23 protein-coding genes are annotated in these 26,110 nt (G+C 73.0%); 8 read left to right on the top strand and 15 right to left on the bottom strand.

What is annotated here, in order from left to right; translation table 11 throughout:
* Window positions 1-39: 39 nt before the first annotated feature.
* Window positions 40-975 carry a helix-turn-helix domain-containing protein gene (locus tag V3N99_16325; GenBank protein ID MEO3938306.1) on the top strand — a complete coding sequence of 312 codons (936 nt, stop codon included), beginning with the start codon at window positions 40-42 and terminating at the stop codon, window positions 973-975.
* Window positions 972-2,297, top strand: coding sequence for an AarF/ABC1/UbiB kinase family protein (locus tag V3N99_16320; GenBank protein MEO3938305.1), 1,326 nt, complete (start codon window positions 972-974; stop codon window positions 2,295-2,297). The genes V3N99_16325 and V3N99_16320 overlap by 4 nt, the downstream gene beginning before the upstream one ends.
* Before the next feature lie 16 nt (window positions 2,298-2,313).
* Here V3N99_16320 and V3N99_16315 read toward each other — a convergent pair whose 3' ends face one another.
* The 8 genes from V3N99_16315 to V3N99_16280 all read right to left on the bottom strand — a co-directional run bounded on the left by V3N99_16315 (window position 2,314) and on the right by V3N99_16280 (window position 8,036).
* Window positions 2,314-2,526, bottom strand: a complete 213-nt coding sequence (locus V3N99_16315; GenBank protein ID MEO3938304.1) for a hypothetical protein — start codon at window positions 2,524-2,526, stop codon at window positions 2,314-2,316.
* Between the two features lie 5 nt (window positions 2,527-2,531).
* Window positions 2,532-3,107, bottom strand: a complete 576-nt coding sequence (locus V3N99_16310; protein ID MEO3938303.1) for an HhH-GPD-type base excision DNA repair protein — start codon at window positions 3,105-3,107, stop codon at window positions 2,532-2,534.
* A 51-nt stretch (window positions 3,108-3,158) separates the two neighbouring features.
* On the bottom strand, window positions 3,159-4,013 hold the full coding sequence (locus V3N99_16305; GenBank protein MEO3938302.1) for a methyltransferase domain-containing protein: 855 nt from the start codon (window positions 4,011-4,013) through the stop codon (window positions 3,159-3,161).
* A 142-nt stretch (window positions 4,014-4,155) separates the two neighbouring features.
* Window positions 4,156-4,299, bottom strand: a complete 144-nt coding sequence (locus V3N99_16300; GenBank protein MEO3938301.1) for a hypothetical protein — start codon at window positions 4,297-4,299, stop codon at window positions 4,156-4,158.
* 88 nt (window positions 4,300-4,387) lie between these two features.
* The gene (locus V3N99_16295; GenBank protein MEO3938300.1) at window positions 4,388-4,681 is read right to left on the bottom strand and encodes a WhiB family transcriptional regulator; all 294 of its coding nucleotides are present in this window, start codon (window positions 4,679-4,681) and stop codon (window positions 4,388-4,390) included.
* Between the two features lie 265 nt (window positions 4,682-4,946).
* Window positions 4,947-5,183: a hypothetical protein gene (locus tag V3N99_16290; protein ID MEO3938299.1), complete on the bottom strand. Its 237-nt coding sequence runs from the start codon at window positions 5,181-5,183 to the stop codon at window positions 4,947-4,949.
* Window positions 5,184-5,336: 153 nt separating this feature from the next.
* Window positions 5,337-7,490, bottom strand: a complete 2,154-nt coding sequence (locus tag V3N99_16285; protein MEO3938298.1) for an ATP-dependent DNA helicase UvrD2 — start codon at window positions 7,488-7,490, stop codon at window positions 5,337-5,339.
* A gap of 96 nt (window positions 7,491-7,586) precedes the next feature.
* On the bottom strand, window positions 7,587-8,036 hold the full coding sequence (locus tag V3N99_16280; GenBank protein MEO3938297.1) for a PPOX class F420-dependent oxidoreductase: 450 nt from the start codon (window positions 8,034-8,036) through the stop codon (window positions 7,587-7,589).
* Window positions 8,037-8,109: 73 nt separating this feature from the next.
* On the opposite strand from V3N99_16280, the gene V3N99_16275 reads away from it, so the two are divergent.
* Window positions 8,110-8,382 carry a mycoredoxin gene (locus V3N99_16275; GenBank protein MEO3938296.1) on the top strand — a complete coding sequence of 91 codons (273 nt, stop codon included), beginning with the start codon at window positions 8,110-8,112 and terminating at the stop codon, window positions 8,380-8,382.
* 18 nt (window positions 8,383-8,400) lie between these two features.
* Here V3N99_16275 and nudC read toward each other — a convergent pair whose 3' ends face one another.
* Window positions 8,401-9,390 (bottom strand): NAD(+) diphosphatase, encoded by a 990-nt coding sequence (nudC, locus tag V3N99_16270; GenBank protein MEO3938295.1) that lies wholly within the window; start codon window positions 9,388-9,390, stop codon window positions 8,401-8,403.
* A gap of 93 nt (window positions 9,391-9,483) precedes the next feature.
* Between nudC and V3N99_16265 the strand changes: the two genes are divergently transcribed.
* A complete protein-coding gene (locus V3N99_16265; GenBank protein MEO3938294.1) occupies window positions 9,484-10,686 on the top strand; it encodes a phosphotransferase in 1,203 nt (400 codons plus the stop codon).
* Window positions 10,687-11,982: 1,296 nt separating this feature from the next.
* Here V3N99_16265 and V3N99_16260 read toward each other — a convergent pair.
* From V3N99_16260 to moeB, 4 genes are all read right to left on the bottom strand, one after another.
* Window positions 11,983-15,480, bottom strand: a complete 3,498-nt coding sequence (locus tag V3N99_16260) for a UvrD-helicase domain-containing protein (protein MEO3938293.1) — start codon at window positions 15,478-15,480, stop codon at window positions 11,983-11,985.
* Window positions 15,477-18,683: an ATP-dependent DNA helicase gene (locus V3N99_16255; protein ID MEO3938292.1), complete on the bottom strand. Its 3,207-nt coding sequence runs from the start codon at window positions 18,681-18,683 to the stop codon at window positions 15,477-15,479. Before V3N99_16255 ends, V3N99_16260 begins: the two co-directional genes overlap by 4 nt.
* Window positions 18,684-18,753: 70 nt before the next feature.
* Complete coding sequence (locus tag V3N99_16250) at window positions 18,754-19,110, bottom strand: MGMT family protein (protein MEO3938291.1); 357 nt, start codon at window positions 19,108-19,110, stop codon at window positions 18,754-18,756.
* Between the two features lie 199 nt (window positions 19,111-19,309).
* A complete protein-coding gene (gene moeB / locus V3N99_16245) occupies window positions 19,310-20,575 on the bottom strand; it encodes a molybdopterin-synthase adenylyltransferase MoeB (protein ID MEO3938290.1) in 1,266 nt (421 codons plus the stop codon).
* 108 nt (window positions 20,576-20,683) lie between these two features.
* Between moeB and V3N99_16240 the strand changes: the two genes are divergently transcribed.
* The 3 genes from V3N99_16240 to V3N99_16230 all read left to right on the top strand — a co-directional run bounded on the left by V3N99_16240 (window position 20,684) and on the right by V3N99_16230 (window position 22,042).
* A complete protein-coding gene (locus V3N99_16240; protein ID MEO3938289.1) occupies window positions 20,684-21,325 on the top strand; it encodes a TetR/AcrR family transcriptional regulator in 642 nt (213 codons plus the stop codon).
* A 143-nt stretch (window positions 21,326-21,468) separates the two neighbouring features.
* Window positions 21,469-21,690 (top strand): DUF3107 domain-containing protein, encoded by a 222-nt coding sequence (locus V3N99_16235; GenBank protein MEO3938288.1) that lies wholly within the window; start codon window positions 21,469-21,471, stop codon window positions 21,688-21,690.
* Between the two features lie 85 nt (window positions 21,691-21,775).
* Window positions 21,776-22,042 (top strand): GlsB/YeaQ/YmgE family stress response membrane protein, encoded by a 267-nt coding sequence (locus V3N99_16230; protein MEO3938287.1) that lies wholly within the window; start codon window positions 21,776-21,778, stop codon window positions 22,040-22,042.
* A 103-nt stretch (window positions 22,043-22,145) separates the two neighbouring features.
* Here the strand turns inward: V3N99_16230 and V3N99_16225 are convergent, their stop codons facing one another.
* Window positions 22,146-22,835 carry a ferritin-like fold-containing protein gene (locus V3N99_16225; GenBank protein ID MEO3938286.1) on the bottom strand — a complete coding sequence of 230 codons (690 nt, stop codon included), beginning with the start codon at window positions 22,833-22,835 and terminating at the stop codon, window positions 22,146-22,148.
* A gap of 206 nt (window positions 22,836-23,041) precedes the next feature.
* Here V3N99_16225 and V3N99_16220 point away from each other — a divergent pair, with 206 nt between their 5' ends.
* Complete coding sequence (locus tag V3N99_16220; protein ID MEO3938285.1) at window positions 23,042-24,871, top strand: DEAD/DEAH box helicase; 1,830 nt, start codon at window positions 23,042-23,044, stop codon at window positions 24,869-24,871.
* An 80-nt stretch (window positions 24,872-24,951) separates the two neighbouring features.
* Here the strand turns inward: V3N99_16220 and V3N99_16215 are convergent, their stop codons facing one another.
* Entirely contained in the window at window positions 24,952-26,028 is a 1,077-nt protein-coding gene (locus V3N99_16215; protein ID MEO3938284.1) for an NAD(P)-dependent alcohol dehydrogenase, read from the bottom strand.
* Between the last annotated feature and the right edge of the window lie 82 nt (window positions 26,029-26,110).

Raw genomic sequence — 26,110 nt, 5'->3', positions numbered from 1 at the left:
TGGCACTGTCGTCTCGACGCCCCCTAAGGAGCCCTCCGAATGACTGCTGGCCGCCGCTCCGACAGCTCGCCCCGCGCCCTGCGCCGTGGGCGTGACGCCGTGCAGCTCGGATGGAGCCCCGGCGCGCGGGGCGTGGTCGTCGCCGGGCTCGAGCCGTCCGAGGTCGAGGTCATCACGGGCCTCGGGGGCAGCCTGGAAGGCACCGTGGACGCTGCCGCCCTCCAGCAGGCCGCCGCCCGTCTCGGGGTGACCCGATCGCGCACGACCCGGCTGCTGGGCGTGCTGCGCGACCACGGCCTGGTGAGTCGGCGCCCGACCTCACCGCTGGCGGTCGTCCGGCACCGTCACCACGTCGTCGTGGAGGGCGTCGGCCCGCTCGCGTGGCAGGTGGCCACCCTGCTCCGGGCCGGGGGGATCGGCCGGGTCGACCTCGGCGCCGAGGCGGCCGACGACCTCGACCAGCGACTGCGGGCGCGCACACCGGGGGTGGTGGCGCCCCACCTCGTCGTGCTCGTCGGCCGACCGGTCGTCCCTGCCCACCGCGGCGAGTCGTGGCGTCACCGCGACGTGCCGGTGCTGCCGGTCGTGGTCGAGGGTCGCCGTGTCCTGGTCGGCCCGCTGGTCCGTGACGACGACGGACCGTGCCTGCACTGTCTCGACCACGTGCGCACCGACCTCGACGCCGCGTGGCCGGTCATCGCGACTCAGGCCGGAGAGAGCCTGCAACCTGATGACGGCACCCTCCTCACGCTGGCCTCGGCTGTCGTCGCGATGCTGGTGCGAGCCCAGCTGGACGGCCCGGGGGTGCCCGCCGGGGTCTCGGTCGAGGCGGCACTGCCCTTGCCCCGGCTCGACCACCGCCGCTGGCCCCGTCACCCCGCCTGCGCCCACCACCGCGCGAGAGGTCGCTGTGACGCAACCGCCGTCGGGGCGCCCGAGACCTCGGGCAGCGCAGGAGAGAGAATGGTGAGGTGACCGACCTGCCCCGAAACGCCGTGACCAGGGCCGCCAAGCTCGCGACCCTCCCCGCTGGCATCGCCGGCCGCGCCGCATGGGGTCTGGGCAAGCGGCTGGGCGGCAAGCCGGCCGAGCTCGTGGCCGCCGAGATGCAGGCCCGCACCGCCGAGCAGCTCTTCAAGGTGCTCGGTGAGCTCAAGGGCGGGGCGATGAAGTTCGGCCAGGCCCTCTCGGTCTTCGAGTCGGCGCTGCCGGAGGAGATGGCGGCTCCCTACCGGGCCATGCTGACCAAGCTGCAGGACAGCGCCCCACCGCTCCCCGCCGCCACGGTGCACGCGGTGCTCGCCGACGAGCTGGGGCCCCGCTGGCGGCGCAGCTTCACGGAGTTCGACGACGTACCGGTCGCTGCGGCGTCCATCGGGCAGGTGCACCGGGGGGTCTGGCGAGACGGGCGCGAGGTGGCGGTCAAGATCCAGTACCCCGGCGCCGGCAAGGCGCTCATCTCCGACCTCAACCAGATCTCGCGGGTGGCGAAGGTCGCGACCGTGTGGATCCCCGGGATCGAGATCGGCCCCATCCTCGACGAGCTCAAGAGCCGGATGAGCGAGGAGCTCGACTACAACCTCGAGGCCAAGTCGCAGGCGAAGTTCGCCAAGGGTTTCGACGGCGACCCGCACTTCGCCATCCCGAAGGTCATCAAGAACAGCGAGCACGTCATCGTCAGCGAGTGGCTCGAGGGCCGGCCGCTGTCGCAGGTCATCACCGACGGCACCGTCGAGGAGCGCGACGCGGCGTCGAGTCTCTACATGGAGTTCCTGCTCGAGGGGCCCGACCGGGTCGGTCTCCTGCACGCGGACCCGCACCCCGGCAACTTCCGCATCACTCCCGACGGACGCCTCGGGGTCATCGACTTCGGCGCGGTCAACCGGCTGCCCCAGGGCCTGCCCCCCGAGATGGGCATCTTCCTCAGCATGGCGCTCGAGGGCAACGCCGCGGGCACCCTCGACGGGCTACGGGGCATCGGTTTCGTCCGTCCGGGCATCGACCTCGACGCGCAGCGCCTGCTCGACTACCTCGCGCCGTTCGTGGACCCGCTGCGCACCGACCGCTTCCGCTTCTCGCGCGAGTGGATCCGCGACGTCTTCGCCTACATCAACGACCCGCGTCGACCCAACTACTCGGTGGGGATGAAGCTCAACCTGCCGGCTGAGTACCTCTTGATCCACCGCGTCTGGATCGGCGGCATCGGCGTCCTGTGCCAGCTCGGTGGTGAGGTCGAGGGCCGCAAGATCGTGGGCGGGCACCTGCACGGGGCCGACCTGCAGCCGGTCGGCGACTGACCAGTCCTCGCGCCCGCTACCACCAGGCAGAGTCGAGCTTTCCCTCGATGCTGCGCAGGTGCGTGCGGGCACACGTGGCACAGGTCCACACCAGGCGGCCGTTCTCGACGCCACGCACCCACGCGAGCCGCGCCGCCGGCACGGCGTCATCGCTGACGCGGGCCCCGCAGAGCGCGCACACCATCTCGTCGGGGTGGGCGCCAGCGGGCAGCGCACTCGTCGGATCCACGACGGTCAGGCCTTGGCCTTCGCCGCCGCCTTGGCCTGCTGCTTGAACGATCGCACCTTCGCCAGCGACTCCTCGTCGACCACGTCGGCGACGGAGCGGAAGGACCCGCTCTCGGCGTAGGGCCCGATCGCCTCACCCCAGCCGGTGGGAACCACGCCGAGCTGCTTGCCGACCAGGGCCGCGAAGATCCGCGCCTTCTGGTCACCGAACCCGGGCAGGGCCTTGAGCCGGGTGACGAGGTCGGCGCCGGTCTCGGCGCCGAGCCAGATCGACTCGGCGTCGCCGTCGTAGTCGCTCACCACGACCGCCGCGAGCGACCGGATCCGGCCCGCCATCGAGCGGCCGTAGCGGTGGATGGCCGGTGGTGTCGAGCAGAGGTCGGCGAAGGCGTCGGGCTCGGCGGCCGCGATCGCCGCGGGGTCGAGGGTGCCGAGCCGCTCGAGCACCTTGGCCGGGCCGGCGAAGGCCCGCTCCATCGGGAACTGCTGGTCGAGCAGCATCCCGACGAGCAGACCGAAGGCGTCAGTGCTCAGCACCTCGTCGGCGGCAGGGTCCTGGGCGATGCGTATCGATGCCTGCATACCGGTCAGCCTACGGGTGGCGGGCCCACGGACGGTGGGCGTGCCCGGGCGTCAGCGTCGGCGGGCGAGGGTCGACAGGCGACGGACCCCACCGGTGAGCTTCCACGAGCTGCTGGCGTAGACGGTCGCCAGCTCGGCGTGGACGGCCGAGGTCTGCTGCTCGAGCGCAGCGCACCGCGCCTGGGCGGCCGCGAGCGCGGCCTGGGCCTCGACGAGCTCGCCGCGAGTGGCCTGCTCCTGCGACCCGACCTCCGCGAGCTGGCCCTGCACCGCGTCGATGCGCTGCATGTCGTAGGTCGGGCTGCTCTCACGGTCGATCTCGGGACCGTCGATGTCGTGGACGTTCATGACCTCACCGAGGTCGGCCATCCGGCCCGAGCGCACCAGGGGCGGGCCGGCCTTGCGGAAGACCGCCACGAAGTCGCACCAGCCCGACGCCTCAGGGGCGGCGACGAACGACTCGACGAGCTCGACCTCGACGTCCTTGCGGCGCGCCCACTCGACGAGGGCCACCCCCGAGTCGGGGTAGAAGCGCCAGCAGTCGAGGGGGTAGCGGTGGAACGCGTTGTTGCTCGGGGCGTTGACGTAGAGCAGCCCGCCGGGCCGGGTGATGCGCAGCAGGTCGAGGAAGGTCTCCCAGAAGCACACGTCGTGCTCGAACGCCGAGCTGGTCACGACGACGTCGAACGACTCGTCCTCGAGCTCGAGCGGCTGGCCGGGGACCACGACGAGGTCCACTCCCTTGCCCTCGACCATGTCCAGGCCGACGTAGCGGGCTGACTCGGGCGCGTGGTCGCGGATGCTGCCGTTGACGTCCTGGCTCCCCAGCTCGACGACATCGGTGAAACGGGGGTTCCAGTAGACCTCGAAGAACTGACGGCCGTGCTCATAGGCGCTCTCGTGCATGCGGCCACTGTAGCCAACCCGAGACACGACAAGGGCGGGGAGGCCGTCGCCCTCCCCGCCCTGGCGGCGGTACCGGGTGGTGCTGGTGGTGCTGGTGGTGCTGGGTGGGTGGTGGTGGTGCTGGCGACGGAGGTCGCCCTCGTCACCGGCGGTGGCCGGCGTCGCGGGCGCGGCGGATCTCCAGCTGGATCAGGCGCGAGCCGCGTCGGATCCCGCGGACGTCCTGCGTGCGCTGGCGCCGGGCGATGCCCTGATTCGCCAGCTCGATGTGCTGAGCGTCGAACATGGTGGTGCTCCTTACTGGGTCGGTGGTGCGTGGTCGATCGGGTGGTGCGGGTCGGACCGGCTCTGGTCCCGCTCGGGGTCGGGCCGGATCAGGCGGCGTAGACCGTGTCCTTCCGCGGCCGGCCGCGGGGTCTCTTGCGGGCGACGACGGCGCCCTGCACGAGTAGCTGGCCGCCCCAGACGCCCCACGGCTCGCGCCGCTCGAGGGCGTCGGCGAGGCACTGCGGCCTGAAGGGGCAGCTCCCGCAGAGAGCCTTGGCGAACTCCACGTCGCTCGGGCTCTCGGCGAACCACAGCTCGGCGTCGTAGTCACGGCACGGGATGCCGCTGGGCTCGGTCGGCCCGTGGCCCGTCACGTGGCTCGTGAGCGTGCTGAGGGTCATCGGTGTCACCTCCTGGTCTCGGGGACCGCGGTCGCGCTCCCTCGTGGTGATCCGTGGTGTGGATCGGTGTGGTCTCGTTGCTGCTGGTGCTGCTGGTGCTGGTGCTGGTGCTGCTGGTGCTGCTGGTCGTTGGAGCGTGATGGTGAGGGTCATGGGTCTTCCTCGGCTCGACGGCGGCCGCGCGCCCCGCAGGGACGACGAGAAAGGCCGCGGATCCCGATGTCGGGTTCCGCGGCCTGGAGGTGAGCACCAGCCTGAGGTGCACTCAGACAGGCGGTCTCCCGCGGCGGAACGAGAAGGCATCGTTGGACGTGTGGGTCGTGGCATCGGCGACGACGTGGGCACCGACGAGGGATCCGACGAGGGATCCGGTGCTGGGCAGGGAGATCCCCTGGATCGAGACGCAGTCCGGCGACACGAGGCGGTAGGTGCTCGTCGGACGTGCGGAACGCTCGCGCCGGATCTGGACCGGGGCGATGCGCTTCATCGTGGTGATGTCCATGACCTGCCTCCTCTCGTGCACTCGTGGTCCCCGCGGCCGCCTGGGCCGCGTGGGGTTGACTGTCCTGCAGGTTACGCCGTAGGCGGATCAGCCGACAACCGATTTACGGGTGGATTCTCACAAAAGTTTTGACCGACGGCTGACGAGAGCGAATCACCTAGTGGCAGAAGCCTTTTCAGCAACAAGACGCGGGTCGGCACCAGCCAGGACCTCGAGGACCGCGGACCCGTGCTGCTCCAGCTTGGTCGCGCCGACGCCCGGGACCCGCGCCAGCTCGGGCAGCGAGCGCGGCGTCGACTCGGCGATCACGGTGAGCGTGGCGTCGGTGAAGACCACGAACGCCGGCACCTTCGCTGCCGTGGCGACGAGGCTGCGCCAGGTGAGCAGGGCGTCGTAGGTCGCCTCGTCGTAGGTGGGCGGGCAGGTCTCGCACCGTCCCACCTTGCGCCGCGCGGCCGTCGTGAGGGAGACGCCGCAGGTGCGGCAGACCGACGGGGCCGCGACCACCGGGGGCGGCGTACGGGTGCGCGGCTGCGCAGGGGTCGAGCGGGCCCCCTCGCCGAGCAGGCTGGCCGTGGCGTCGAGGAAGCGCGACGGGCGTCGGCTGGCCCGGCCGCCGGGAGCCCGGGAGGCGGCCCAGCTGAGACGCAGGTCGCGGCGGGCCCGCGTCATGCCGACGTAGAGCAGCCGCCGCTCCTCCTCGATCTCCTCGGCGCCGTCGGCCATGCTGATGGGGATGAGGCCGTCGCTGCAGCCGAGCAGGAAGACGGTGTCCCACTCAAGGCCCTTGGCAGCGTGGAGCGAGGCGAGGGTGACGCCCTCGACGACGGGGGCGTGCTGGGCGGTAGCGCGCTCGTCGAGCTCGCGCACGAGCTCAGGCAGCCGGGCCGAGGGCTGCGCCGCCACGAGGTCGTCGGAGACCGCCGCGAGCGCGGTGAGCGACTCCCACCGCTCCCGCACCGCTCCCCCGCTGCTCGGCGGGTGCGGGGTCCAGCCGGCGCCACCGATGACGTCGCGCACGAGGTCGGGCAGGGGCCGGCTGGCGTCATCACCGCGAGCCGCTCCCCGCAGCAGCAGCACGGCCGCCTTGACCTCCTGCCGGGCGAAGAAGCGCTCGCCGCCGCGCACGAGGTAGGGCACGTCGGCGTCGGCGAGCGCCGTCTCGATGGCCTCGGACTGCGCGTTGATGCGGAACAGCACGGCGATCTGCGACGGTGCGTGGCCCTCGCGCACGAGGCGGGCGATCTCGGCGGCGACCGCCTCCGCCTCGGCCGGGTCGTCGGGGTGAGCCGAGAGGCTCGGCGTGCGGCCCGGCTCACCCTGGGCGACGAGCTCGACGTAGCTGCCGGCGGAGGGCCCGGTCGCCGAGCGGGCGGCCGAGCGGACGACGAGGTTGGCCAGCCCCACGATCTGCGGCGACGAGCGGTAGTTGCGCACCAGCCGCACCACCTGGGCCCCCTCGCGGCGGGCGAAGTCGAGCAGGTGACGCGGGGTGGCCCCGGTGAAGGAGTAGATGGTCTGGGCCGGGTCGCCGACGACGCACAGGTCCTTGCGCTCCCCCACCCACAGCTCGAGCAGGCGCTGCTGCAGGGCGTTGACGTCCTGGTACTCGTCGACGACGAAGTGGCGGTACTGCGAGCGCACCACCCGCGCGATGTCCTCACGCTCGGCGAGGATGCCCGCCATGATCAGCAGCACGTCCTCGAAGTCCATCACCCCGCGCTGGACCTTCGCGTCCTCGTAGGCCTCGTAGAGGCGCGCCATCGCGGTCGGGTCGATGCCCGCGGGGTCGCGGCCTGCGCCGCGGGCGGCCGCGGCATACGTCTCGGGGGTCAGCAGGTTGACCTTGGCCCACTCGACCTCGGAGGCGAGGTCGCGGATGGCAGCGCGGTCGAACTGCAGGCGCAGGCGCGACGCGGCCTCGGCGACGACCGGAGCCTTGTAGGGCAGCACCTCGGGCGAGGCCCCGCCGATCGCCTGCGGCCAGAAGAAGTGCAGCTGGCGCAGCGCGGCAGCGTGGAAGGTGCGCGCCTGCACCCCAGGCACGCCGAGCGTGCGCAGGCGGGTGCGCATCTCGCCGGCGGCGCGCGCGGTGAAGGTCACCGCGAGCACGCGCTGCGGCTGGTAGGCGCTCGAGTGCACACCGTAGGCGATGCGATGGGTGATCGCGCGGGTCTTGCCGGTGCCCGCCCCGGCGAGCACGCACATCTGCCCGAGCGGGTTGGCGGCGACCTCGCGCTGCTCGGGGTCGAGGGCGGCGAGCACCTCGTCGGCCGAGGGCGCGGCGGGGGCGGTGACTGAGCTCATGACGGTGTCAGTCTAGGTCGCGCGCAGGGGTCAATCCCCGGTTGTCCCCAGCCCGGACGGCGTTCCTCAGCGCCGGGCGCGGTCGGCCTGACCGCCTCAGCCCTGAACCAGCCCGTAGGCGCGCTCGACGTCCACGGTCAGCACGAGTCGGCCGTCGGCGACCATCACCCGGCGGTAGTCGCCCCAGTCGGGATGCTCCTGACCGCTGATCGTGCGGTAGAGCTCGACCAGCGAGTCGACGACCGAGTCGTCGGGCGCGCTCGCGACCTCGGACAGCCGGGCGGCGCCCTCGAGGACGGCATACGACCAGCCGGCCTCGTCGGTGACCAGCAGCGAGGCGCGCGGGTCGCGGCGCAGGTTGTGGACCTTGGCCAGGCTGGCCCGGGTCGAGACGCGCAGCGTGCAGTGCTCGGGCGACCAGGCGTAGCTCACCTGCGACAGCTGTGGGCGGCCGTCGCGCTTGATCGTCGTGAGGGTGCCGTTCCTGCGGGAGGCGACCAGCGCGGCCAGGTCGGTGGGCAAGGGGGTCGGCTCGGCGGTGTGCATGCCTCCATCCCACGGGAAGGTTCGGCGCCCGTCAACGGTTGCTTCCTCGAACCCCCCTCTGAAGGAGCACGGCATGTCGACCCAGACGCAGGACCACACCCCCGCCGCCGGCACGATCACGATGTTCAGCACCAGCTGGTGCGGCTACTGTGCGCGGCTGAAGACCCAGCTGGGTCGCGAGGGCATCGCCTTCACCGAGGTCGACATCGAGGCCGACCCGGCGAGCGCCCGCTTCGTCGAGGAGGTCAACCACGGCAACCAGACCGTGCCGACCGTCGTCTTCCCCGACGGCTCCGCAGCGACCAACCCCAGCGTCATCGAGGTCAAGAAGCGCCTCGGGCTCTGACGTCGTCGGGCCGACGACCTACCAGATGATGCGGTGGTCCGCCCCGCCAGCCGCAGCGACGGCGTCCTCGACGGGCATCCCGAGCCAGTGCTCGATCATGCGCTGCGCGATGGAGATCCCGCTCGGGGTGCGCAGACCGCCTCCGCGCAGCGCGGCGACGTACTCCTCGCGGCTGAACCAGGCCGCCTCGGCGATCTCGACCGGGTCGAGCGTGAGGTGCGTCGACAACGCCCGGGCGCGGAAGCCGATCATGCCCGACGCGGGGAACGGCCAGGGCTGGTTGCCGAGGTAGGTCACGTCGGTGACGGGGACGCCGACCTCCTCCATCACCTCGCGCGCGACGGCCGCCTCGAACGACTCCCCCGGCTCGACGAAGCCAGCGAGCACCGAGAAGCGCCCCTCCGGCCACAGCGGTGAGCGGCCGAGCAGCATCCGGTCGTCGTCGTCGAGCACGCTCATGATCACCGCGGGGTCGGTGCGGGGGTAGTGCTCGGAGCCGTCGACGGTGCACTGGCGCTGCCAGCCCGCGGCGACCGGCTCGGTGCGCGCCCCGCAGCGCGGGCAGAACTCGTGCCGCGCGTGCCAGTTGAGCAGCGCCTGCGCGGTGGTGAAGACGCCCGCGTCGCGGGCCCCCAGGTCGAGACCGGCATCGCGCAGGTTGACCCACAGCGCCTCGTCGGCCCGCAGCGTCGGGTCGACCACCGCCACGTATGCCGTGGGCCCGGCGCTCGTGGTCCCCGACTCTGTGGGTCCCTCCTGCCCGAGGAAGAAGGCGAGGCGCGCGTCGTCGCCCGGCTCCGGTGACCGGTAGGCCAGCCCTCGGCCGGTCGGCGACGTGGCGTCGTCCTCGAGCTCGGCGTGCTGGTCGGCGGAGAGCACGACCACCCGGGTGGTCGGGTCGGCGAGCAGCCCGGACATCAGGCCGGCGTCGCTGCGGCGGTGGGACGCCCGGTCGAGGGTGCCGCGCGAGAGCGCGAGCCGGGTGAGGACGTCAGGGGCAGGGGCCACCTCGCCACCCTACGGCGACGCCTCCGCCGACACCTGCGCGGCACCGCCCGCGGGTGCGCGCCTCACACGGGTCGACGGCATACGGTGGAAAGCGTGACCCGCACCCCCGTCCAGCTGGCCGCCCTCGCGAGCTCGGCCGTGCCCGGGCTCGACCCGGTGGAGGTGCGCGGCGCGCTCACCTCGCCCGAGCAGGGTTACGAGCTCGCGTTCGTCACCGACGTGCAGCACCGGCAGTGGGTCGTGCGCGCGCCGCTCACCCCGGCGGCCGGAGCGCAGATGGACTCCACCGTGGCGCTGCTGGCGTTGCTGGGTCGGCGGCTGCCCTTCGCGGTGCCCGCTCCCCGGGGCTTCGTGGCCGTACCGGAGGGCCGGGCCGTGGTCTACCCGCACATCGCCGGGCGGCCGGTCGAGCTCGCGGCGGTGCCGCCGGGGCCGGGGCTCGCAGCCGAGCTGGGCCGCACGCTCGCGGCGATCCACAACGTCGACCGGGCCGTCTACGACGAGGCGGGCGTGCCGGTCTACGACGCTGAGGCGTGGCGCCGGCGTCGTCTGGCCGACCTCGACCGCGGGGCCTCGACGGGGCACGTGCCCACGGCGATGCTCGCGAGGTGGGAGCGCGAGCTGGAGAACGTCTCGCTCTGGCGCTTCGCACCCACCCCCGTGCACGGCGACATCACCGGCGAGCAGGTGCTCGCGACCTTCGAGGACGAGCTCGACGCGGCGACCGGCCGCATCCGGGGGGTCACCGGCTGGGACGACGCCAAGGTCGCCGACCCGGCCGAGGACTTCGCGCTCGTCGTGACCCGGTGCGACGCGGCGACGATCGAGACCGTGCTCGAGGCCTACGCCAACCACCGGGTCGAGCGGCCCGACGCCCACCTGCAGCGCAGGGCGCGGCTGGCGGCGCAGCTGCGGCTGCTGACCGGGCTGCTCGCGGCGACGGCGGCCGGCCGGCGCGACCTGGTGCGTGACCGTGCCGCCGAGCTGCGCGACCTCGACGAGCAGATGGTCGACGTGGACGCCGACGAGCTCGAGGCAGCGCAGGCCCGGGCTGGCGAGGCGGCTCGCGCAGCCGACACCTACATCGCGGCCCCGGTTGCGGTGGGGGACGTGGGCGACGTCGAGCACCTGCCCGCAGTCGAGGAGGGTGAGCCCGTGGCGGACGGGTCAGCTGTCGAGGACACCACGGTGATCCCACCCGAGGAGCTCGAACTGCTGCGCGCGGCCCGGATCGACGACGACGAGCAGGCGCAGGCGGGCCCGGAGTCGGACGAGGCGCCCGAGGGCGACTCCTGACCCGAAACCACCAGCATCCCCCATGGGGTCTCTGCTCGAGAATCGCTCCGTGAGCACAGGCACCCGTCCGGGCCGGCGCGATCGAGGGCGCCCCACCGGTCTGGGACCATCTCCTGGCGCCCTACGTCGCTGCGGTCGACGCTCCGCCTCCACCTGCTGGCGGCAGCTCGCCGCCGCCTACCCCGATGCCCCAGTGCTGCTGTCGCACCGCGCCAGCGCCGAGATCTGGCACCGCAGCATGACCGCGACCGTCCTTCCCCTCGCTCGCGAGATCGTGGCGCCGGGCGACGACGACCCGCTGGTGCCGCTCTTCCGGGTGCTCTTCCGCGACCTCTTCACCGATCCCGACGACCCGGCTGACGTCATGGCCGGCTACGACCGCTGGCTCATTGAGGTGCGGACGGAGGTCCCTCCCGACCGGCTCGTCGAGTGGCAGCCGGGCGACGGCTGGGAGCCGATCTGCCGAGCCCTCGGCGTCTCAGCAGGAGGTCGCGATGAAGACTACGGGCCACGACGAGTTCCGCGCTCGCGACGCCGGACGCTCGTAGCCGCCTGCGACCACGAAGAAGTCAGTGCACGCGGCCACGAGACGCATGACCGAGCACCACTCACACCACCGTCGAGAGCGTTCGCTCCGCGACCACGAGCGTGTCCGACTCGACCCGCACGCGGACCGGGTCGTCGACACCGTGCCGGACCGCAGGCTCGCTCCCGTCGACGGTGGCGGCCAAGGCTCACGCACGAACCACGCCAGTGCCCGCTCCCCCGGAGACGGCAGCGCCAGATCCGGAGCCTGGACCCGTTGCAGAGACAGGCACCAGCCGGTGGCACCGGTGCCGGTGCCGACGATCAGGCCCCACGACGACTGCCGCTCCACCGGCCCACCAACCTCGAGCGGGTAGCGCGCAGACTGGTGGGTCGGCTGGCCGATGTAGACCTCGTTGAGGGCCACGTGGCTCTGCCTCTCGTCGGTCTCGGCCCTCATCATGGTGCGGTGCAGGACCGTATCGCTGCCGCCGGTCATGGCGGCCAGCAGGTGGAGTCAGGACATCGCCCTGACCAAGAACACCTACACGATGGCCGACCTGCTGAACACCTTCAGCGCCGCCGGACTGTGGATCGAGACGACGCTCGAGCCACGGCTGTCCGAGGATGCCGCATCGCGGTACCCCCACAAGCAGGCATGGATGAACTCCTACCTGGGCATCCTCGTCTTCACGCTGCGTCCGCTCCCCCACCTCGAGGCAGCGTCCCCTCGCTGGCCCCCGTGCTCGCGGACGGGCAGAAGACAGGCGCTCACGTCGTCCCCTGCACGCGCTGCAGCAGGGTCACGAGGTCCCTCTCCCGCGGCAGCCTCGGCCGCACGGTCTCCCCGGTGCCCGCGTAGTAGAACGCCGCGTCGACCTTGGCTGCGGGCAGCCCGCGCAACCGTGCGTAGGCGAGGGCGTACGCCCCGAGCTGGAGAGCCCGGTGCTTCGCCTCGCCCGTCGAGGGCTTGGCGCCGGTCTTCCAGTCGACGACGGTGTAGCCGCCGTCGTCGCGGGGGAAGACCGCGTCGAGGCGGCCGCGGATCGCGATGCCGTCGACGACCGTCTCGACCGAGGTCTCGATCGCCTCGGGCACCCGGTCGGCCCACTCGCTGGCCAGGAACTGCGCCTTCATCGCGGGCAGCTCGGCGTCGTCGCCCGCGTCATCGTCGGCGCTGCCGGGCAGGTCGAACACGTCGACCATCGCCGCCGACGCGTAGTGCTCCTCGACCCAGGCGTGGAAGGCCGTGCCGCGGCGGGCCGCGTGCGCCGGCTCCGACGGCATCGGGCGACGCAGCTGCGAGGCATACCGGGCGCTGTCGGTCGCGAGCTGCACGACCGCCGACGCCGACAGGTGCCTCGGCAGGTCGACGACCGGCTCGCCCGGGCGTCGCCGCCCGTCCCGCTCGCGCAGCAGCAGCGTCAGCTCGCGCTCGGTCTCGGCGTCGACGATACCCGTGGCCCCGCCAGCGTCGCCAGCCTCCGTGGCCTCACCCGACACGACGGTTTCCAGGGCCTGCAACGTCAGCCCCACCCTCGCCACGGCATCGGCCAGCTCGGCCCGCCGGGCCGCCAACGGGTCGTGCGGCCACTCGTGCTGCACCGGCTCGGCCGTCCGCGGGTTCACCGGCTTGTCGCCCTCCACGGGAGGCATGTCGGCCCACGCCACCCGTCGCACCGGCAGCCCCGACTCCGGGTCGAGCAGCTCGAGCAGGAAGGTCGAGGTCACCCGCGGGCTCTGCCCGTCCGACCACACCGGCGCCGTGAGCAGCATCGACGCGCGGGCCCGGGTGAAGGCGACGTAGGCCAGCCGGCGCTCCTCGGCCAGCGCGTGCCGGCCACCCTCGACCTGGAACTGCGCGAAGGCCTCCTGCAGGTCCTTCCAGTCGGCGTCAGCCGCCCAGCTGAGGTGCGGCAGGCCATCGCGGTCACCGCGCAAGGGGTACGGCACGCCGTCGGCCCCCACCAGCCAGCCCTTGTCGTGGTGCTCCCCCACCACCCACTCGCCGTCGACGACCTTGCTCGTCGCGCCGTGCTCGCGCGCGGGGAACGACCCCTCGACCAGGCCCGGCACGGCCACGTGGTCCCACTCCAGCCCCTTGGCCGCGTGCACCGTCAGCACCTGCACGGCGTCGACGTTGGACTCGGAGGTCGGCGTGTCCAGCCCGCGCTCCTGATCGACCGCGGCATCGATCCACGCCAGGAAGCCCAGCAGCGTCGGTCGGTCGGCCTGCATGCTGAACTGCGCTGCCACGTCGGCGAAGGCATCGAGATGGGCCCGCGCCGTCGTCGGCGTGTGCTCGGGCCGCGCGAGCACCTCGATGTCGAGACCGATCGAGCGCTCGGCCTCCCCCACGAGGTCGGCCAGAGGCAACGCGGTCAGCGCCCGCAGCCCCCGCAGCACCAGCCCCAGCTCGCGCAGCCGACCCAGCCCCGAGGGGGAGATCTGCTGCCCGTCGGGCCCGCGCCACTCCTGTCCCGGCAGGTCGTCGAGCGCCTCGACGATGCTCGCCCGCTCCGAGCTCTCGGGCGCCTGGTCACGCACCACGTCGTCCGGCGGCAGCACCGCCATGCCCGACTCGTCGGCGTCGCGGCTGTCTGACGCCTCCTCGCGCGGGTCGTCGAACTGCACGACCGGCTCCACCGGCTCCAGACCGGGCAGCGGGACGACGTACAGCCCACGCGGCTCGCGCTGCTGGGCCCGCGCCCAGGTGGCGAGCCCGTCGAGGTCGGCCGCGCCCAGACGGCACAGCGGCCCGGTGAGCAGACGCATCAACCGGTCTCCACGGGACGGATCCTGCACCACCCAGAGCAGGCTCACCAGGTCACTCACCTCCGGGGTGAGCAGCAGCCCGCCGAGCCCCACGACCTCGACCGGCAGGTCGTGACGACGGAGGGCTTCGACGACGAGCGGGAACTGGGATCGCTTGCGGCACAGCACTGCTGCTGTCTCACGGGTGCGGGTGCCGCTGGGGCGTCGCCACTTCGCGGCGATCCACGCGGCCAGGTGCTCGGCCTCGTCGTCGACCCGGTCGAAGCGGCCCACCTCGATGTCGCCGGGTCCGGCGCCCGGGCGGGGCCGGAGCGCGGCGACCCGCACCCGCGACTCGTCGCGCAGCGGCGCGGAGACGACGTTGGCGGCGTCGAGCACTGCCCGGTCGTTGCGCCAGCTGGTCGACAGCTGCGCCTCGCGGGCCAGCCCGTCCGGCGCCTCGGGGTCGGGGAACTGCTGCCGGAAGTCGGCCAGCGTCGTGGCGCTCGCACCGCGCCAGCCGTAGATCGACTGGTTGGGGTCGCCCACGGCGGTGACGCCGATGCCGGAGCCGGCAGCGGCGTACAGGTGGCTGAGGAGCACCATCTGGGCGCGCGAGGTGTCCTGGAACTCGTCGAGCAGCACCGCCCGAAACCGTTGCCGCTCGAGGGCGCCCACCGATGGCACGTCGCGCGCGAGCCGCGCCGCCAGGGCCATCTGGTCGGAGAAGTCGAGGGCGTCGCGCGAGCGCTTGAGGTCGAGGTAGGCGCGGACCATCGGCAGGATCGCCCGCCGGTTGACCAACGCGTCGAGGGGAACGCGCAGGGGATGGATTCGCAGCTGGTTCTTGCCCTTGGGCACCGCCAGCCAGCGGTCCTCGACCTCGTCGATCAGGGCGATGACGTCCTCCGGCTCGAGCAGGTGCTCGGCCATCTCGCCCGCGAGCGAGGTGACGCTGGAGATGATCGTCGACTCCGCGGACGTCACCTCGTCGACCGGACCGTCATACCGCGCGACAGCCTCGGCGGCATACTGCCAGGCCGCCGCCTCGGACAGCAGGCGGGACTCCGGCTCGTAGCCCAGTCGCAACGCGTGCTCGCGCACCAGCCGACCGGCGTACGAGTGGTAGGTGGAGACGACCGGTATGCCGCCGAGCGCCTCGGCGCCGTCGTCGTCAAGGGCCCGGGGCGTCCACAACCCGCTCGACTCCAGCCGGGCGAGCCGGCGGCCGATGCGCTCGGCCAGCTCGGAGGCAGCCTTGCGGGTGAAGGTGAGGCCGAGCACCTGGTCGGGCTCGACGTGGCCGTTGGCGACGAGCCAGACGACCCGCGACGCCATGGTCTCGGTCTTGCCCGAGCCGGCCCCGGCGACGACGAGCAGGGGTCGGTCGGCCGGGGCCTCGATGACCGCCCGCTGCTCGTCGGTGGGCGGGGGGTTGTCGACGGCCGCCGAGATCTCGTGGGCACTGAGCACCCTGAGGGGTGTGGCCTGCCTGTCCTCGTGCACGACGCTCATGAGACGACGTCCCCCTCCGGCTGGACCGGGCACGAGCTGCGCACGGGGCAGAACTTGCAGTGCTCACCGGCGACGGCCTGCACGCTGGCGCCGGCCATGCCGTCGGCGACCTGCGCGACGACGTCCTGCGCCCAGCCGGGGTCGTCCTGCTCGGCGAGCGGTCGCTGGGTCAGGGGCACGTTGTCGCGGGGCGCCTTCTTGCTGAGCCTCAGGATGGCCGCTCCCGCGGAGTCGGTGCCGGCCTCGAAGGCACCGTGCTCGACCGCCACCTGGTAGACCGCGAGCTGCAGGTGCTGGTCCATCGCCGCCTTGGTCGGCACGCTCGACCCGGTCTTGTAGTCGAGCACCCGCAGCCCCCCCTGGGCGTCGCGCTCGAGCCGGTCGACGCGGCCGGTGACCACGGCCCGGCCGATCTCGGCCTCCATCGTGACCTCGGAGCCGACGAGCTCCCAGCCCTCTCGGGGCGCCCGCTCGTAGTAGTCGACCAGTCGGGTGACCATGCCGTGCGCCTCCTGGCGCAGCCGGTCGGTCGACCACCCCGGTGGCAGCCCCAGCCGACCCCAGCGCCGGTCGACCTCGGCGACGAGGGTGGGCACGTCGACGTCGTCGCCGAGCTCGTGGGCGATGTCGTGGACCAGCGTGCCGAGGTTGGCCCGGCCCACGCTGGGGCTGTCCCCACCGGCGGTCGTGAGCAGCCACCGCAGACCGCAGGTGGCGAAGGTCTCGACCTTCGACGGGGAGACCCGCACCTGCTGGTCGACCTCACGCAGCGGGCGGTCGTCGCTCACGGGGCGCAGGGCCCACCAGCGGCCGGGGTCGGCGCCGGGCACGCCCTCGACGGCCAGCCGGCGCAACGCCGTTGCGGCAGAACGGGCCTGGGCCACGGACCCGATCACGAGGTCGCGACGCAGACGGGCCACGAGCGCCGGGAGGGTGAGCGGTGGGACGACGTCGACGGGCTGCCGGACGCGCTCCATGCGAGCTCCGGGGTCGTCGCGGGGGTCGAGCGGCTCGTCGGGCCACTGGCCCGGCGGGTCGACAAGGTCGAGATAGACCGAGGGCTGCTCGTCCTCGCTGCGCACTGCGGTGACGAGCAGTCGCTCGCGGGCGCGCGAGATGGCGACATGGAAGAGCCGCGTCTCGTCGTAGCGCACGGCCGCCTGCGCCGCGCGGGTCGTCGTGCCGCGGCCCGTGACGACGGCTACGAGGTCCTCCGACCCGAGGAGCGAGCCGCGCAGCCGCAGGTCTGGCCACACGCCCTCCTGCACGCCGGCGACGACCACGAAGCGCCACTCCAGGCCCGCGGCGAGCGCCGGCGTCAGCACCGAGACGGCCTGCTCCTGCGGCGCGCGGGGCACGAGCGTGTCGCCCGGCACGTCCTGCCCGCGCACGTGCTCGAGGAAGGCGTCGGGCCCGGAGCCGGGGAGCCGGTCGACGAAGGCGGCGACCGCCCCGAAGAGGGCGACGACGGCGTCGAGGTCACGGTCGGCCCGCTCCCCTCGCGAGCCGCCGCGCAGGGCCCGGTTGCGCCACACGGACGCGACGTCGAGACCGCGCCAGATCTCCCACAGCACGTCCTCCGCCGTGACGCCCGGCGCCCAGACGGGCGCCCCGTCGTCGCCGTCGACCACGCGCGCCGCCGCGAGCCCGTGCGACACGGCCGTCGCGATGCGCCGCAGCGGGGCACCGTCGAGGCCGAGGTCGACCGCGGCCCCGAGGTCGAGCAGGGCCACGGCGAGGAGCTCGTCGCTCGGTCGCTGCCCTCCGGCGTCGAGCTCGTCGCGGCGCAGCAGCCGCCGCAGCCGCCGCAGGCGCACGGCGTCGCACTCTCCGAGCGGCGAGAGCAGCAGGTCGACCGCCTCGTCGGGTGACGGGGTCGCCTCAGGGTCGCGGGCGACGCGCAGCACGAGGTCGAGCAGGGTGAGCAGCGGGCGGACGGCCACCTCGTCGCGCACCGGGATCTCCGACGCCCCCGCGGCGACGGGCACCCCCTGGGCGGCGAGCGCGCGGCGCAACGCGGCGTCACGGCTGCGGCCGCGCACGATGACGGCCATGTCGCCCCACGGCATCCCGTCGAGCAGGTGGGCCCGCCGCAGCTCAGCAGCGACGTGCGCAGCCTCCTGCGGCACCGCGCGCAGGAGGGCGACGTCGAGGCGCTCCATACGCTCAGGGGCAGGTCGGGCCACGCGCTGGGCGGCGCCGCCGAGGGCGCCGATACGACGGGCCACCGCCGCGGAGGCCTCCCGCAGCCGCGGGCCCTGCCGGTACGCCGTGCCGAGCACCACCGTGGGCCACTCCCCCGGGCGGGGCGCGAGGTCGGCCCAGCCCGAGGCGAGGATGCGCGGGTCGGCGCCGCGGAAGGTCTGCACGGCACTGTCGGGGTCGCCGATCAGGACGACGTCGACGCCGGCGCGGCCGAGCACGCCCAGCAGGCGGGCACCGGCTGACGTCAGCTCCTGCGCGTCGTCGACGACGACGACCCGCACCTGCTCGGTGAGGCGGGCCAGGGCCTCGGGGTCGTCCTCGAGACGGTCGGCGGCGGCGGTGAGGATCCAGGCCGGGTCATAGCCGCCCGGGCGGGAGAGGGCGGTGACCTCGTCGTACTCCCGCAGCACCTGGGCGGCCGCGACCCACTCGGGGCGGTGCTGCTCCGCACCGAGGGCGGCGAGGTGCACAGGCTCGAGGCCGTGCTCGACGGCCCGCATCAGCAGGTCGCGCAGCTCGGCGCGGAAGCCCCGGCGCTCGAGCGCCGGCCCGAGGTGGGCGGGCCAGGCCGGACCGGGGACCCCACTGACGTGGCCCGCGAGCAGGTCACGCAGCACGACGTCCTGCTCCGGGCCGCTGAGCAGGCGTGGGGCGGGCTCTCCGCGCAGAGCGGCCTCGCGGCGCAGGATGCCGAAGCCGAACGCCTGATGGGTGCGGGCCAGGGACTCGGTGGTCGTGCCGCCGACCCGGGCCGTCACGCGGTCGCGCAGGCGGGCAGCGGCGGTGCGGCTCGAGGTGAGCAGGAGGCAGGAGTCGGGGGTCAGCCCGTCGTGGGCCACGCGGTGGACGACGACCTCGACGGCCGTGGTCGTCTTGCCGGTGCCAGGGGCGCCGAGCACCCGCAGCAGCCGGCCGCGGTGGTCGACGGCACGCTGCTGGTCGCCGTCGAGGTCGGGCACCTCGACGACGAGTGCGGGGGCGCGGCGCAGGTCGACCATGGCGGCCATCCCACCACGCGGGGGTGACAGGGGCGGGGAGGGGCCGGGGGTCACGATCAGGAGCGACCGATCACCCCGTACCGCTCTCCGGCCACCCGTTGCTGAGGTCCGGCTCCCACCGGGCGCGCCCCAGATCGACCCGCAGCCCCTCGAGCGTGCCACCGACCATCGGCGTCCCCTCAGCGCGATAGTGATCCAGCGCTTCCGCCTCGAGCCCCTTCGGCGGCCACCCACCGGCCCGCAGCACACGCCACCAGGGCAGTCCCGCGGCATACCGGCTCATGACGTTGCCGACGAAGCGCGGGCCGCGCCCGCCGACCATCTCGGCGACGTCGCCATAGGTGACGACCATGCCCGAGGGCACCCGGGCGACCACCTCGAGCACCTCTTGCGCCTTGTCCGGCACCAGCCCGTATGGAGCGCTCACAGCGCCATTCCAGCACACTCGCCCCGTCAGACGTGGCCACGAATCAGCAGCGGGGTGATCGGTCGCGCCAGATAGCGAGCCATCACCCCTCTGCGCACCCGTCGATGCTGTGGACGCAGACACCGGGGTGATCCGTCGCTGTCTGGCGCGACCTGTCACCCCGTTCACGTAGCGGGGTAAAACGCCCCCCCCGGCCCGCTCAGTAGGTCGGCAGGCCCGGGTCCACGTCCCGCACCCACGCCAGCACGCCGCCGTCGAGGCTGCGCACGTCGTCGTAGCCCTTCTCCAGCAGCAGTCGCACCGCCTCGGCCGATCGCCCGCCGACCTTGCAGTGCACGACCACCGGCAGGTCGAGGATGCCGAGGCTCGGCGTGCGGAAGGCGCTGCCGTCACGGAAGGCGTCGAGGTGGATCGCGACCGCTCCCGGGATCGACACGATCGAGCGCTCGTCGTCGCCGCGCACGTCGATGAGCACGGGCGGGTCGTCCGAGGCCAGAGCCGCCGCGAGCTCGGCAGCCGACACGAGCGGCACCGGTGGGAGGGCCGACACCGCCCCGGCCGACGGCAGCCCGCAGAACGCGTCGTAGTCGACCAGCCCGGTCTCCCGCGTGATCGTCGGCGCATCACCGCACAGCGGGCACCCCGGGTCGGCCCGCACCGCGATCTCGTCCCACGTCATCCGCAGCGCGTCGTGCACGAGCAGCCGCCCCAGCAGCGGCTCCCCGATGCCGAGCAGCAGCTTGACCACCTCGGTGACCTGCGCCGAACCGATGGCCGCGCAGAGCACCCCGAGCACGCCCCCCTCCGCGCACGAGGGCACCGCTCCGGGCGGCGGGGGCTCGGGGAAGACGCAGCGATAGCAGGGCCCGTGGCCTGCCCACCACACGCTGACCTGCCCGTCGAAGCGGTAGATCGAGCCCCACACGTGCGGGAGGCCGAGCAGCGCGCACGCATCGTTGACCAGGTATCGGGTCGGGAAGTTGTCCGTGCCGTCGAGCACCACGTCGTAGCCGGCGAGCACCTCGAGCGCGTTGGAGGAGTCGAGGCGTACGTCGTGCCGCACGACCCGGACGTGCGGGTTGGCCCGTGCGACGGCGTCGGCCGCCGACGCGGTCTTGGCCCGCCCCACGTCGGCGTCGCGGTGCACGACCTGGCGCTGGAGGTTGCTCAGCTCGACGACGTCGGCATCCACGATGCCGATCGTGCCCACCCCGGCGGCCGCGAGGTAGAGCAGCGCCGGAGACCCGAGCCCGCCCGCACCGACGACGAGCACCCTGGCCGCAGCCAGCCGCTCCTGACCGGTGAGACCGATCTGGGGCAGCAGCACGTGGCGGGCGTAGCGCTCCACCTCCTCGCGGGCCAGCGGCCGGGGAGCGGTCACCAGGGGTGGTCGCGCCCCGCGGTCGGAGACCCCGGATGCCGCTGTGCTGACCGGAGGCGAGTTGGGGGTCGTGGCGGTGCTCACCCGCGAGACGCTACCTCCGCACCGTCGCGCCAGCGACGCCTACCCGTGAGTACGATGACCACCAACCGCGTCCCGCCTGCGCGGTCCCACCGGAGGAGGACGACGCGGATGTCGGTCGATGCACCAGGGGGCTCTCGGGGCCAGCGCCTGCCCCGGTCTGCGCGGCGGGCCCAGCTGCTCGAGGCGGCGCAGGCGGCCTTCGTCGAGTCGGGCTACCACGCGGCCGCGATGGACGACATCGCCGAGCGCGCCGGCGTCTCCAAGCCGGTGCTCTACCAGCACTTCCCGGGCAAGCTCGACCTCTACCTCGCCCTCCTCGACCACCACCGGGGCGAGATCGAGGCCGCGGTCCGCGAGGCCCTCAGCCGCACCACGGACAACAAGCAGCGGGTGCTCGACTGCGTGGCGGTCTACTTCGAGTTCGTCGCCCGCGAGGGCGCGCCCTTCCGGCTGCTCTTCGAGTCCGACCTGACCAACGACCCCGCCGTCAGCGAGCGGGTCGAGGGGGTCGCGGTGACCTGTGGTGAGGCGCTGGCCGAGGTCATCGCCGCCGACACCGAGATGGCCGACGCCGACGCCCACCTGCTCGGTATGGCCCTGACCGGAATGGCCCAGGTCTCCGCCCGCTACTGGCTCTCGCAGGGCTCGACCGTGCCCCAGGCGGAAGCCGCCCGCATCGTCGGGCAGCTGGCGTGGCGCGGTATCGGTGGCTTCCCCAAGGCCGGCGCCGAGCCCGGGTCACCGGCGTAGCCCCCGGTTCCTCTCTCGGCGAACAGACGGCGCGTCCAGAGCCCGCGAGGAACAGCGCCCAGGCTCGTAGGGTTGAGTCAGCATCAGTCGCCCACACACCCGGGTGGCCCACGCATCGGGAACAGCGAAGGAAAGGCATCACCGTGGAGGTCAAGATCGGCGTGCAGAACGTCGCCCGCGAGGTCGCGTTCGAGTCCAACCAGAGCTTCGCGGAGGTCGAGGCGGCCGTGACGTCGGCGCTCGCCGAGGGCGGCGTGCTCAGCCTCCTCGACGACAAGGGGCGACGATTCCTCGTTCCCGCCGGCCATATCGGATATGTCAACATCGGTGAGCAGGAGAAGAGCCGCGTCGGTTTCGGCGGCTGATCCTGCGGGCACTACGGTCCTTCAGGCGGTCGGCGCAGCTGTCGACCCACAACGGCCACGCGAGTGGCCAGAAGGAGGCCCTTTCATGATTGGCTCAATCATCGGCGCCATCATCGTCGGCGCCATCATCGGCGCCCTGGGACGGCTCATCCTCCCCGGGAAGCAGAACATCTCGATCGTTGTGACCATCGTCATCGGCATCGTGGCGTCCATCGTCACCAACTTCATCCTCGGTGCGGCCTTCGGCTACTCCGGTGGTGGCGGTATCAGCTGGTGGTTCTGGATCGTCTCGGCCATCGTGGCCGCTGGCGGCATCATCCTCTACGGGCGGATGAACAGCAGTCGCGTCTGACCTTCCGACGCACGACGAGGGCCCGGCCACAGCGGCCGGGCCCTTCGTCGCTCCATGCGGGTCGTGCTCGTCGTCTGCCGGGATGACGCGCTGGCACCTGACCTCAGGCCGACAGCCCCAGCCGCTGCATGCGGTGAGTGTGCTCGTCGGTGAGCCGGGCGAGCATCCGGCCCAGCTCGGCCAGGTCGGCGCCGGGACGCCCGGGGGCGCCCACGAGGATCGACGCGAGCCCATCGCGCTCCACCGCCACCCGCTGCGCCTGGGTCAGGGCCTCCCCCACGAGGCGCCGGCCCCACAGGGCCAGTCGACCCGCCACTCGCGGGTCGGCCTTGATCGCCGCGCGCACCTGGGTGACGACGAAGGCCTCGCTGCCGATGTCGGACACCGTGCGCTCGACGAGCGTGCGGGTGCGGTCGTCCACGTAGACCGAGATCTCGCGGAAGAAGTCCTGCGCGATGCCGTCCCCGACGTAGGCCTTGACCAGGCCCTCGAGGAACGTGTTCGGCTTGGTGCGCTCGTGGAACGCGTCGAACGACGCGACGAACGGCTCGACCGCGGTGTGCGGGTCGACACCCATCTCGGCCAGCCGGGTGGTGATGGCCTCGTAGTGCTGGAACTCGGCGACGGCCAACCGGGCCACCCCGGCCTTCTGCGGCAGGGTCGGAGCCATCTCGGCGTCGGCCGCCAGATGGGTGAAGGCCATGAGCTCGCCGTAGGCGAGCACCCCCAGGAGGTCGAGCACGGCCGGGCGGTAGCCCGCTTCGTCACTGACCGGCAGGGCGTCGTCGCTCATGAGCGCCACCTTACGGGGGCCAGCAGGTAGACTCGTACCTGTTCACGGTGCCCGGTCGGCCCGACACGCATTCGCCGAGGGACTCGGCACCCGGAAATCCTCCGATCGGCCCACACTGACGTCAGTGACGACGACGCGATCGCCCAGAGCTCCGCGATCACGCACCGTCGGGCATCCTGACCCCGATCGAGAGACATCACAACTCCATGAGCGACACCACGACCGACACGCTGCCCGACGAGGTGGCCGGCGACGCGATCGAGGCTGACTCCCTCGCCCCCGCGGCCATACCCGAGCCCGAGCCCACCTTCGCCGACTTCGGCGTCCACCAGGACATCGTCGACGCACTCACGGCCCACGGCATCGTCACCCCCTTCCCCATCCAGGCCATGACGCTGCCGATCGCGCTCGGTGGGCACGACATCATCGGCCAGGCGAAGACCGGCACGGGCAAGACCCTCGGCTTCGGCGTGCCGATCCTGCAGCGCGTGATCAGCCCGGTCGACGAGGGCTTCGCCGCCATGCCCCACCCGGGCAAGCCGCAGGCCCTCGCCGTCGCCCCGACCCGCGAGCTCGCGGTCCAGGTCTCCAGCGACCTCGAGCGCGCCGGCGCCCGCCGCGGCATCCGCGTGCTGACCGTCTACGGCGGCCGCGCCTACGAGCCGCAGATCGAAGCCCTCCGCACCGGCGTCGAGGTCGTCGTCGGCACTCCCGGACGCCTCATCGACCTGGCCAAGCAGGGGCACCTCGACCTGTCCCAGTGCAAGGTCGTCGTGCTCGACGAGGCCGACGAGATGCTCGACCTCGGGTTCCTGCCCGACGTCGAGACCCTCATGTCGCTCACCCCGCCCACCCGGCAGACCATGCTCTTCTCGGCCACGATGCCGGGCGCTATCGTCGCGCTGGCCCGCCGCTACATGAGCCAGCCCACCCACATCCGTGCGATGGGTGACGACCAGGAGAACGCCCACACCGTCAAGGCGGTCACGCAGTACGTGTACCGCGCGCACGCCATGGACAAGGTCGAGATGCTCACCCGCATCCTCCAGGCCGAGGACCGGGGCCTGGTCCTGGTCTTCACGCGCACCAAGCGCACGGCAGCCAAGGTCGCCGACGACCTCAGCGAGCGCGGCTTCGCGGCCGCCGCCATCCACGGCGACCTCGGCCAGGGCGCCCGTGAGCAGGCCCTGCGGGCCTTCCGCAACGGCAAGGTCGACGTGCTCGTCGCCACCGACGTCGCCGCCCGCGGCATCGACGTCGACAACGTCACCCACGTCGTCAACTACCAGTGCCCCGAGGACGAGAAGACCTACGTCCACCGCATCGGTCGGACGGCGCGAGCCGGCAACACCGGCACGTCGGTCACCTTCGTCGACTGGGACGACATGCCCCGCTGGGGACTGATCAACCGGCAGCTCGACCTCGGCATCCCCGAGCCGGTGGAGACCTACTCCTCCTCCGACCACCTCTTCGCCGACCTCAATATCCCCTCCGCGGTGACCGGCCGGCTGCGGCGCTCGCAGCAGACCCGCGCCGGTCTGGATGCCGAGGTCCTCGAGGACCTCGGCGAGACCGGCAAGTCGTCGGGCCGTCGCGGCTCGGCGGGCTCCGGTGGCTCCGGTGGGCGGGACGACCGCGGTGGGCGTGACGACCGCGGTGGGCGTGACGATCGCGGAGGCCGTGACAACCGGGGCAGCCGCGACGAGCGCGCCGGTCGCGACGAGCGCGCCGGTCGGGACGAGCACGCCCGTCGCGCCGAGCACGCCGAGCACGCCGAGCACGCCGACGCGCCGACCCCCGACGCTGACGGTGAGACCCGGCCCCGCCGCAACCGCAGCCGCCGCCGCACGGTCAACGTCGACGGCCAGGTCGCTGGCGATACCAGCGTGAGCACCTCCACCCACGACGCAGCACCCGCAGCCGAGGGCTCCGCACCGGCCGGCGGAGACGACGCACCGCGCCGCCGCCGCCGCGGTGGCCGGGGCCGCGGGCCGTCGGCAGGCGACTCGGTCGTGGCTGCTCCGGCGGGCGACTGACCACCCCGCATCCGGGTAGGCAGCAGACGACGACGGGCCCCGCACACTGGTGCGGGGCCCGTCGTCGTGTGTCTCGTGCGTCAGGCGGAAGCCGACTCCATGTCGGCACCGTCGGTGGGGATGGTCGCGGTGTCGATGACCACGCGGTAGCGCACGTCACCGGCGACGACGCGCTCGTAGGCCTCGTTCGCGTCCTTGGCGTCGATCAGCTCGATGGTCGCGCCCACGCCGTGGGCGGCGCAGAAGTCGAGCATCTCCTGAGTGGCGGGGATGCCACCGATGTTGGACCCACCCAGCGTGCGGGTGCCACCGACGACGGAGAAGGGGCTCACGGAGTAGGGCTTGCTGGGCAGGCCGACGTTGATGAGCGCGCCGAGGGGGCGAAGGATCGCGAGGTAGGCGTCCATCTCGAGGTCGGCACTCACGGTGTTGACGACGAGGTCGAAGCTGGACTTGAGCGCCTTCAGCGCGCCCTCCTCTCCGGTGGCGACGTAGTGCGCGGCGCCGAGGCCGAGCGCGTCGTCCTTCTTGGCCTGCGAGCGCGAGAGCACGGTGACGTCGGCGCCCATGGCGACGGCGAGCTTGACGGCCATGTGGCCGAGCCCGCCGAGACCGACGACGGCGACGCGCTTGCCGGGGCCGGCGTTCCAGCGCTTCAGCGGCTCCCAGGTGGTGATGCCGGCGCACAGCAGCGGCGCGGCGACGTCGAGCTCGAGCTCGTCGGGGATCCGCACGGCGAAGCGCTCGGACACGGTGTGCGACTGCGCGTACCCTCCGCGGGTCCACTCACCGTCGAAGCCCTGGCTGTTGTAGGTGCCGACGTTGCCCTTCTCGCAGAACTGCTCCTGGCCGTCCTTGCAGAACTCGCACTCGCCGCAGGAGTCGACCATGCAGCCGACGCCGACGCGGTCACCGACGTGGTAGCGGGTGACGCCTGCTCCGACCTCGGAGACGATCCCGGCGATCTCGTGCCCGGGCACGATCGGGAAGTGGGCTGCGCCCCACTCCTCGCGGACGGTGTGGATGTCGCTGTGGCAGATGCCGGCGAACTTCACGTCGATGCGGATGTCGTCGTCACGCAGGGGGCGGGGCTCGTAGGTGACGGCCTCGAGCGGGCCTCCGGCGGTGCGGACGGCCATGGCGGCGATGGGGCTCATAGAGCAGGTACTCCTCGTGGTGGGGTGCGCATACGGATGGGGACCGACTCGGCGCCAGCCCCCTCGCTGGGTTCAAGTCGGA

The sequence above is a fragment of the Dermatophilaceae bacterium Soc4.6 genome (assembly GCA_039889245.1).
Lineage (GTDB): Bacteria > Actinomycetota > Actinomycetes > Actinomycetales > Dermatophilaceae > Lapillicoccus.
This window is presented reverse-complemented; position numbering and strand designations above follow the sequence as displayed.

Bases quoted from the DNA above. Each gene is read 5' to 3' on its own strand.
- V3N99_16325 (MEO3938306.1), top strand. From the start codon at position 40: ATGACTGCTGGCCGCCGCTCCGACAGCTCGCCCCGCGCCCTGCGCCGT.
- V3N99_16310 (MEO3938303.1), bottom strand. From the start codon at position 3,107: ATGCAGGCATCGATACGCATCGCCCAGGACCCTGCCGCCGACGAGGTG.
- V3N99_16305 (MEO3938302.1), bottom strand. From the start codon at position 4,013: ATGCACGAGAGCGCCTATGAGCACGGCCGTCAGTTCTTCGAGGTCTAC.
- V3N99_16300 (MEO3938301.1), bottom strand. From the start codon at position 4,299: ATGTTCGACGCTCAGCACATCGAGCTGGCGAATCAGGGCATCGCCCGG.
- V3N99_16295 (MEO3938300.1), bottom strand. From the start codon at position 4,681: ATGACCCTCAGCACGCTCACGAGCCACGTGACGGGCCACGGGCCGACC.
- V3N99_16290 (MEO3938299.1), bottom strand. From the start codon at position 5,183: ATGGACATCACCACGATGAAGCGCATCGCCCCGGTCCAGATCCGGCGC.
- V3N99_16285 (MEO3938298.1), bottom strand. From the start codon at position 7,490: ATGAGCTCAGTCACCGCCCCCGCCGCGCCCTCGGCCGACGAGGTGCTC.
- V3N99_16280 (MEO3938297.1), bottom strand. From the start codon at position 8,036: ATGCACACCGCCGAGCCGACCCCCTTGCCCACCGACCTGGCCGCGCTG.
- V3N99_16275 (MEO3938296.1), top strand. From the start codon at position 8,110: ATGTCGACCCAGACGCAGGACCACACCCCCGCCGCCGGCACGATCACG.
- V3N99_16260 (MEO3938293.1), bottom strand. From the start codon at position 15,480: ATGAGCGTCGTGCACGAGGACAGGCAGGCCACACCCCTCAGGGTGCTC.
- V3N99_16255 (MEO3938292.1), bottom strand. From the start codon at position 18,683: ATGGTCGACCTGCGCCGCGCCCCCGCACTCGTCGTCGAGGTGCCCGAC.
- V3N99_16240 (MEO3938289.1), top strand. From the start codon at position 20,684: ATGTCGGTCGATGCACCAGGGGGCTCTCGGGGCCAGCGCCTGCCCCGG.
- V3N99_16230 (MEO3938287.1), top strand. From the start codon at position 21,776: ATGATTGGCTCAATCATCGGCGCCATCATCGTCGGCGCCATCATCGGC.
- V3N99_16225 (MEO3938286.1), bottom strand. From the start codon at position 22,835: ATGAGCGACGACGCCCTGCCGGTCAGTGACGAAGCGGGCTACCGCCCG.
- V3N99_16220 (MEO3938285.1), top strand. From the start codon at position 23,042: ATGAGCGACACCACGACCGACACGCTGCCCGACGAGGTGGCCGGCGAC.
- V3N99_16215 (MEO3938284.1), bottom strand. From the start codon at position 26,028: ATGAGCCCCATCGCCGCCATGGCCGTCCGCACCGCCGGAGGCCCGCTC.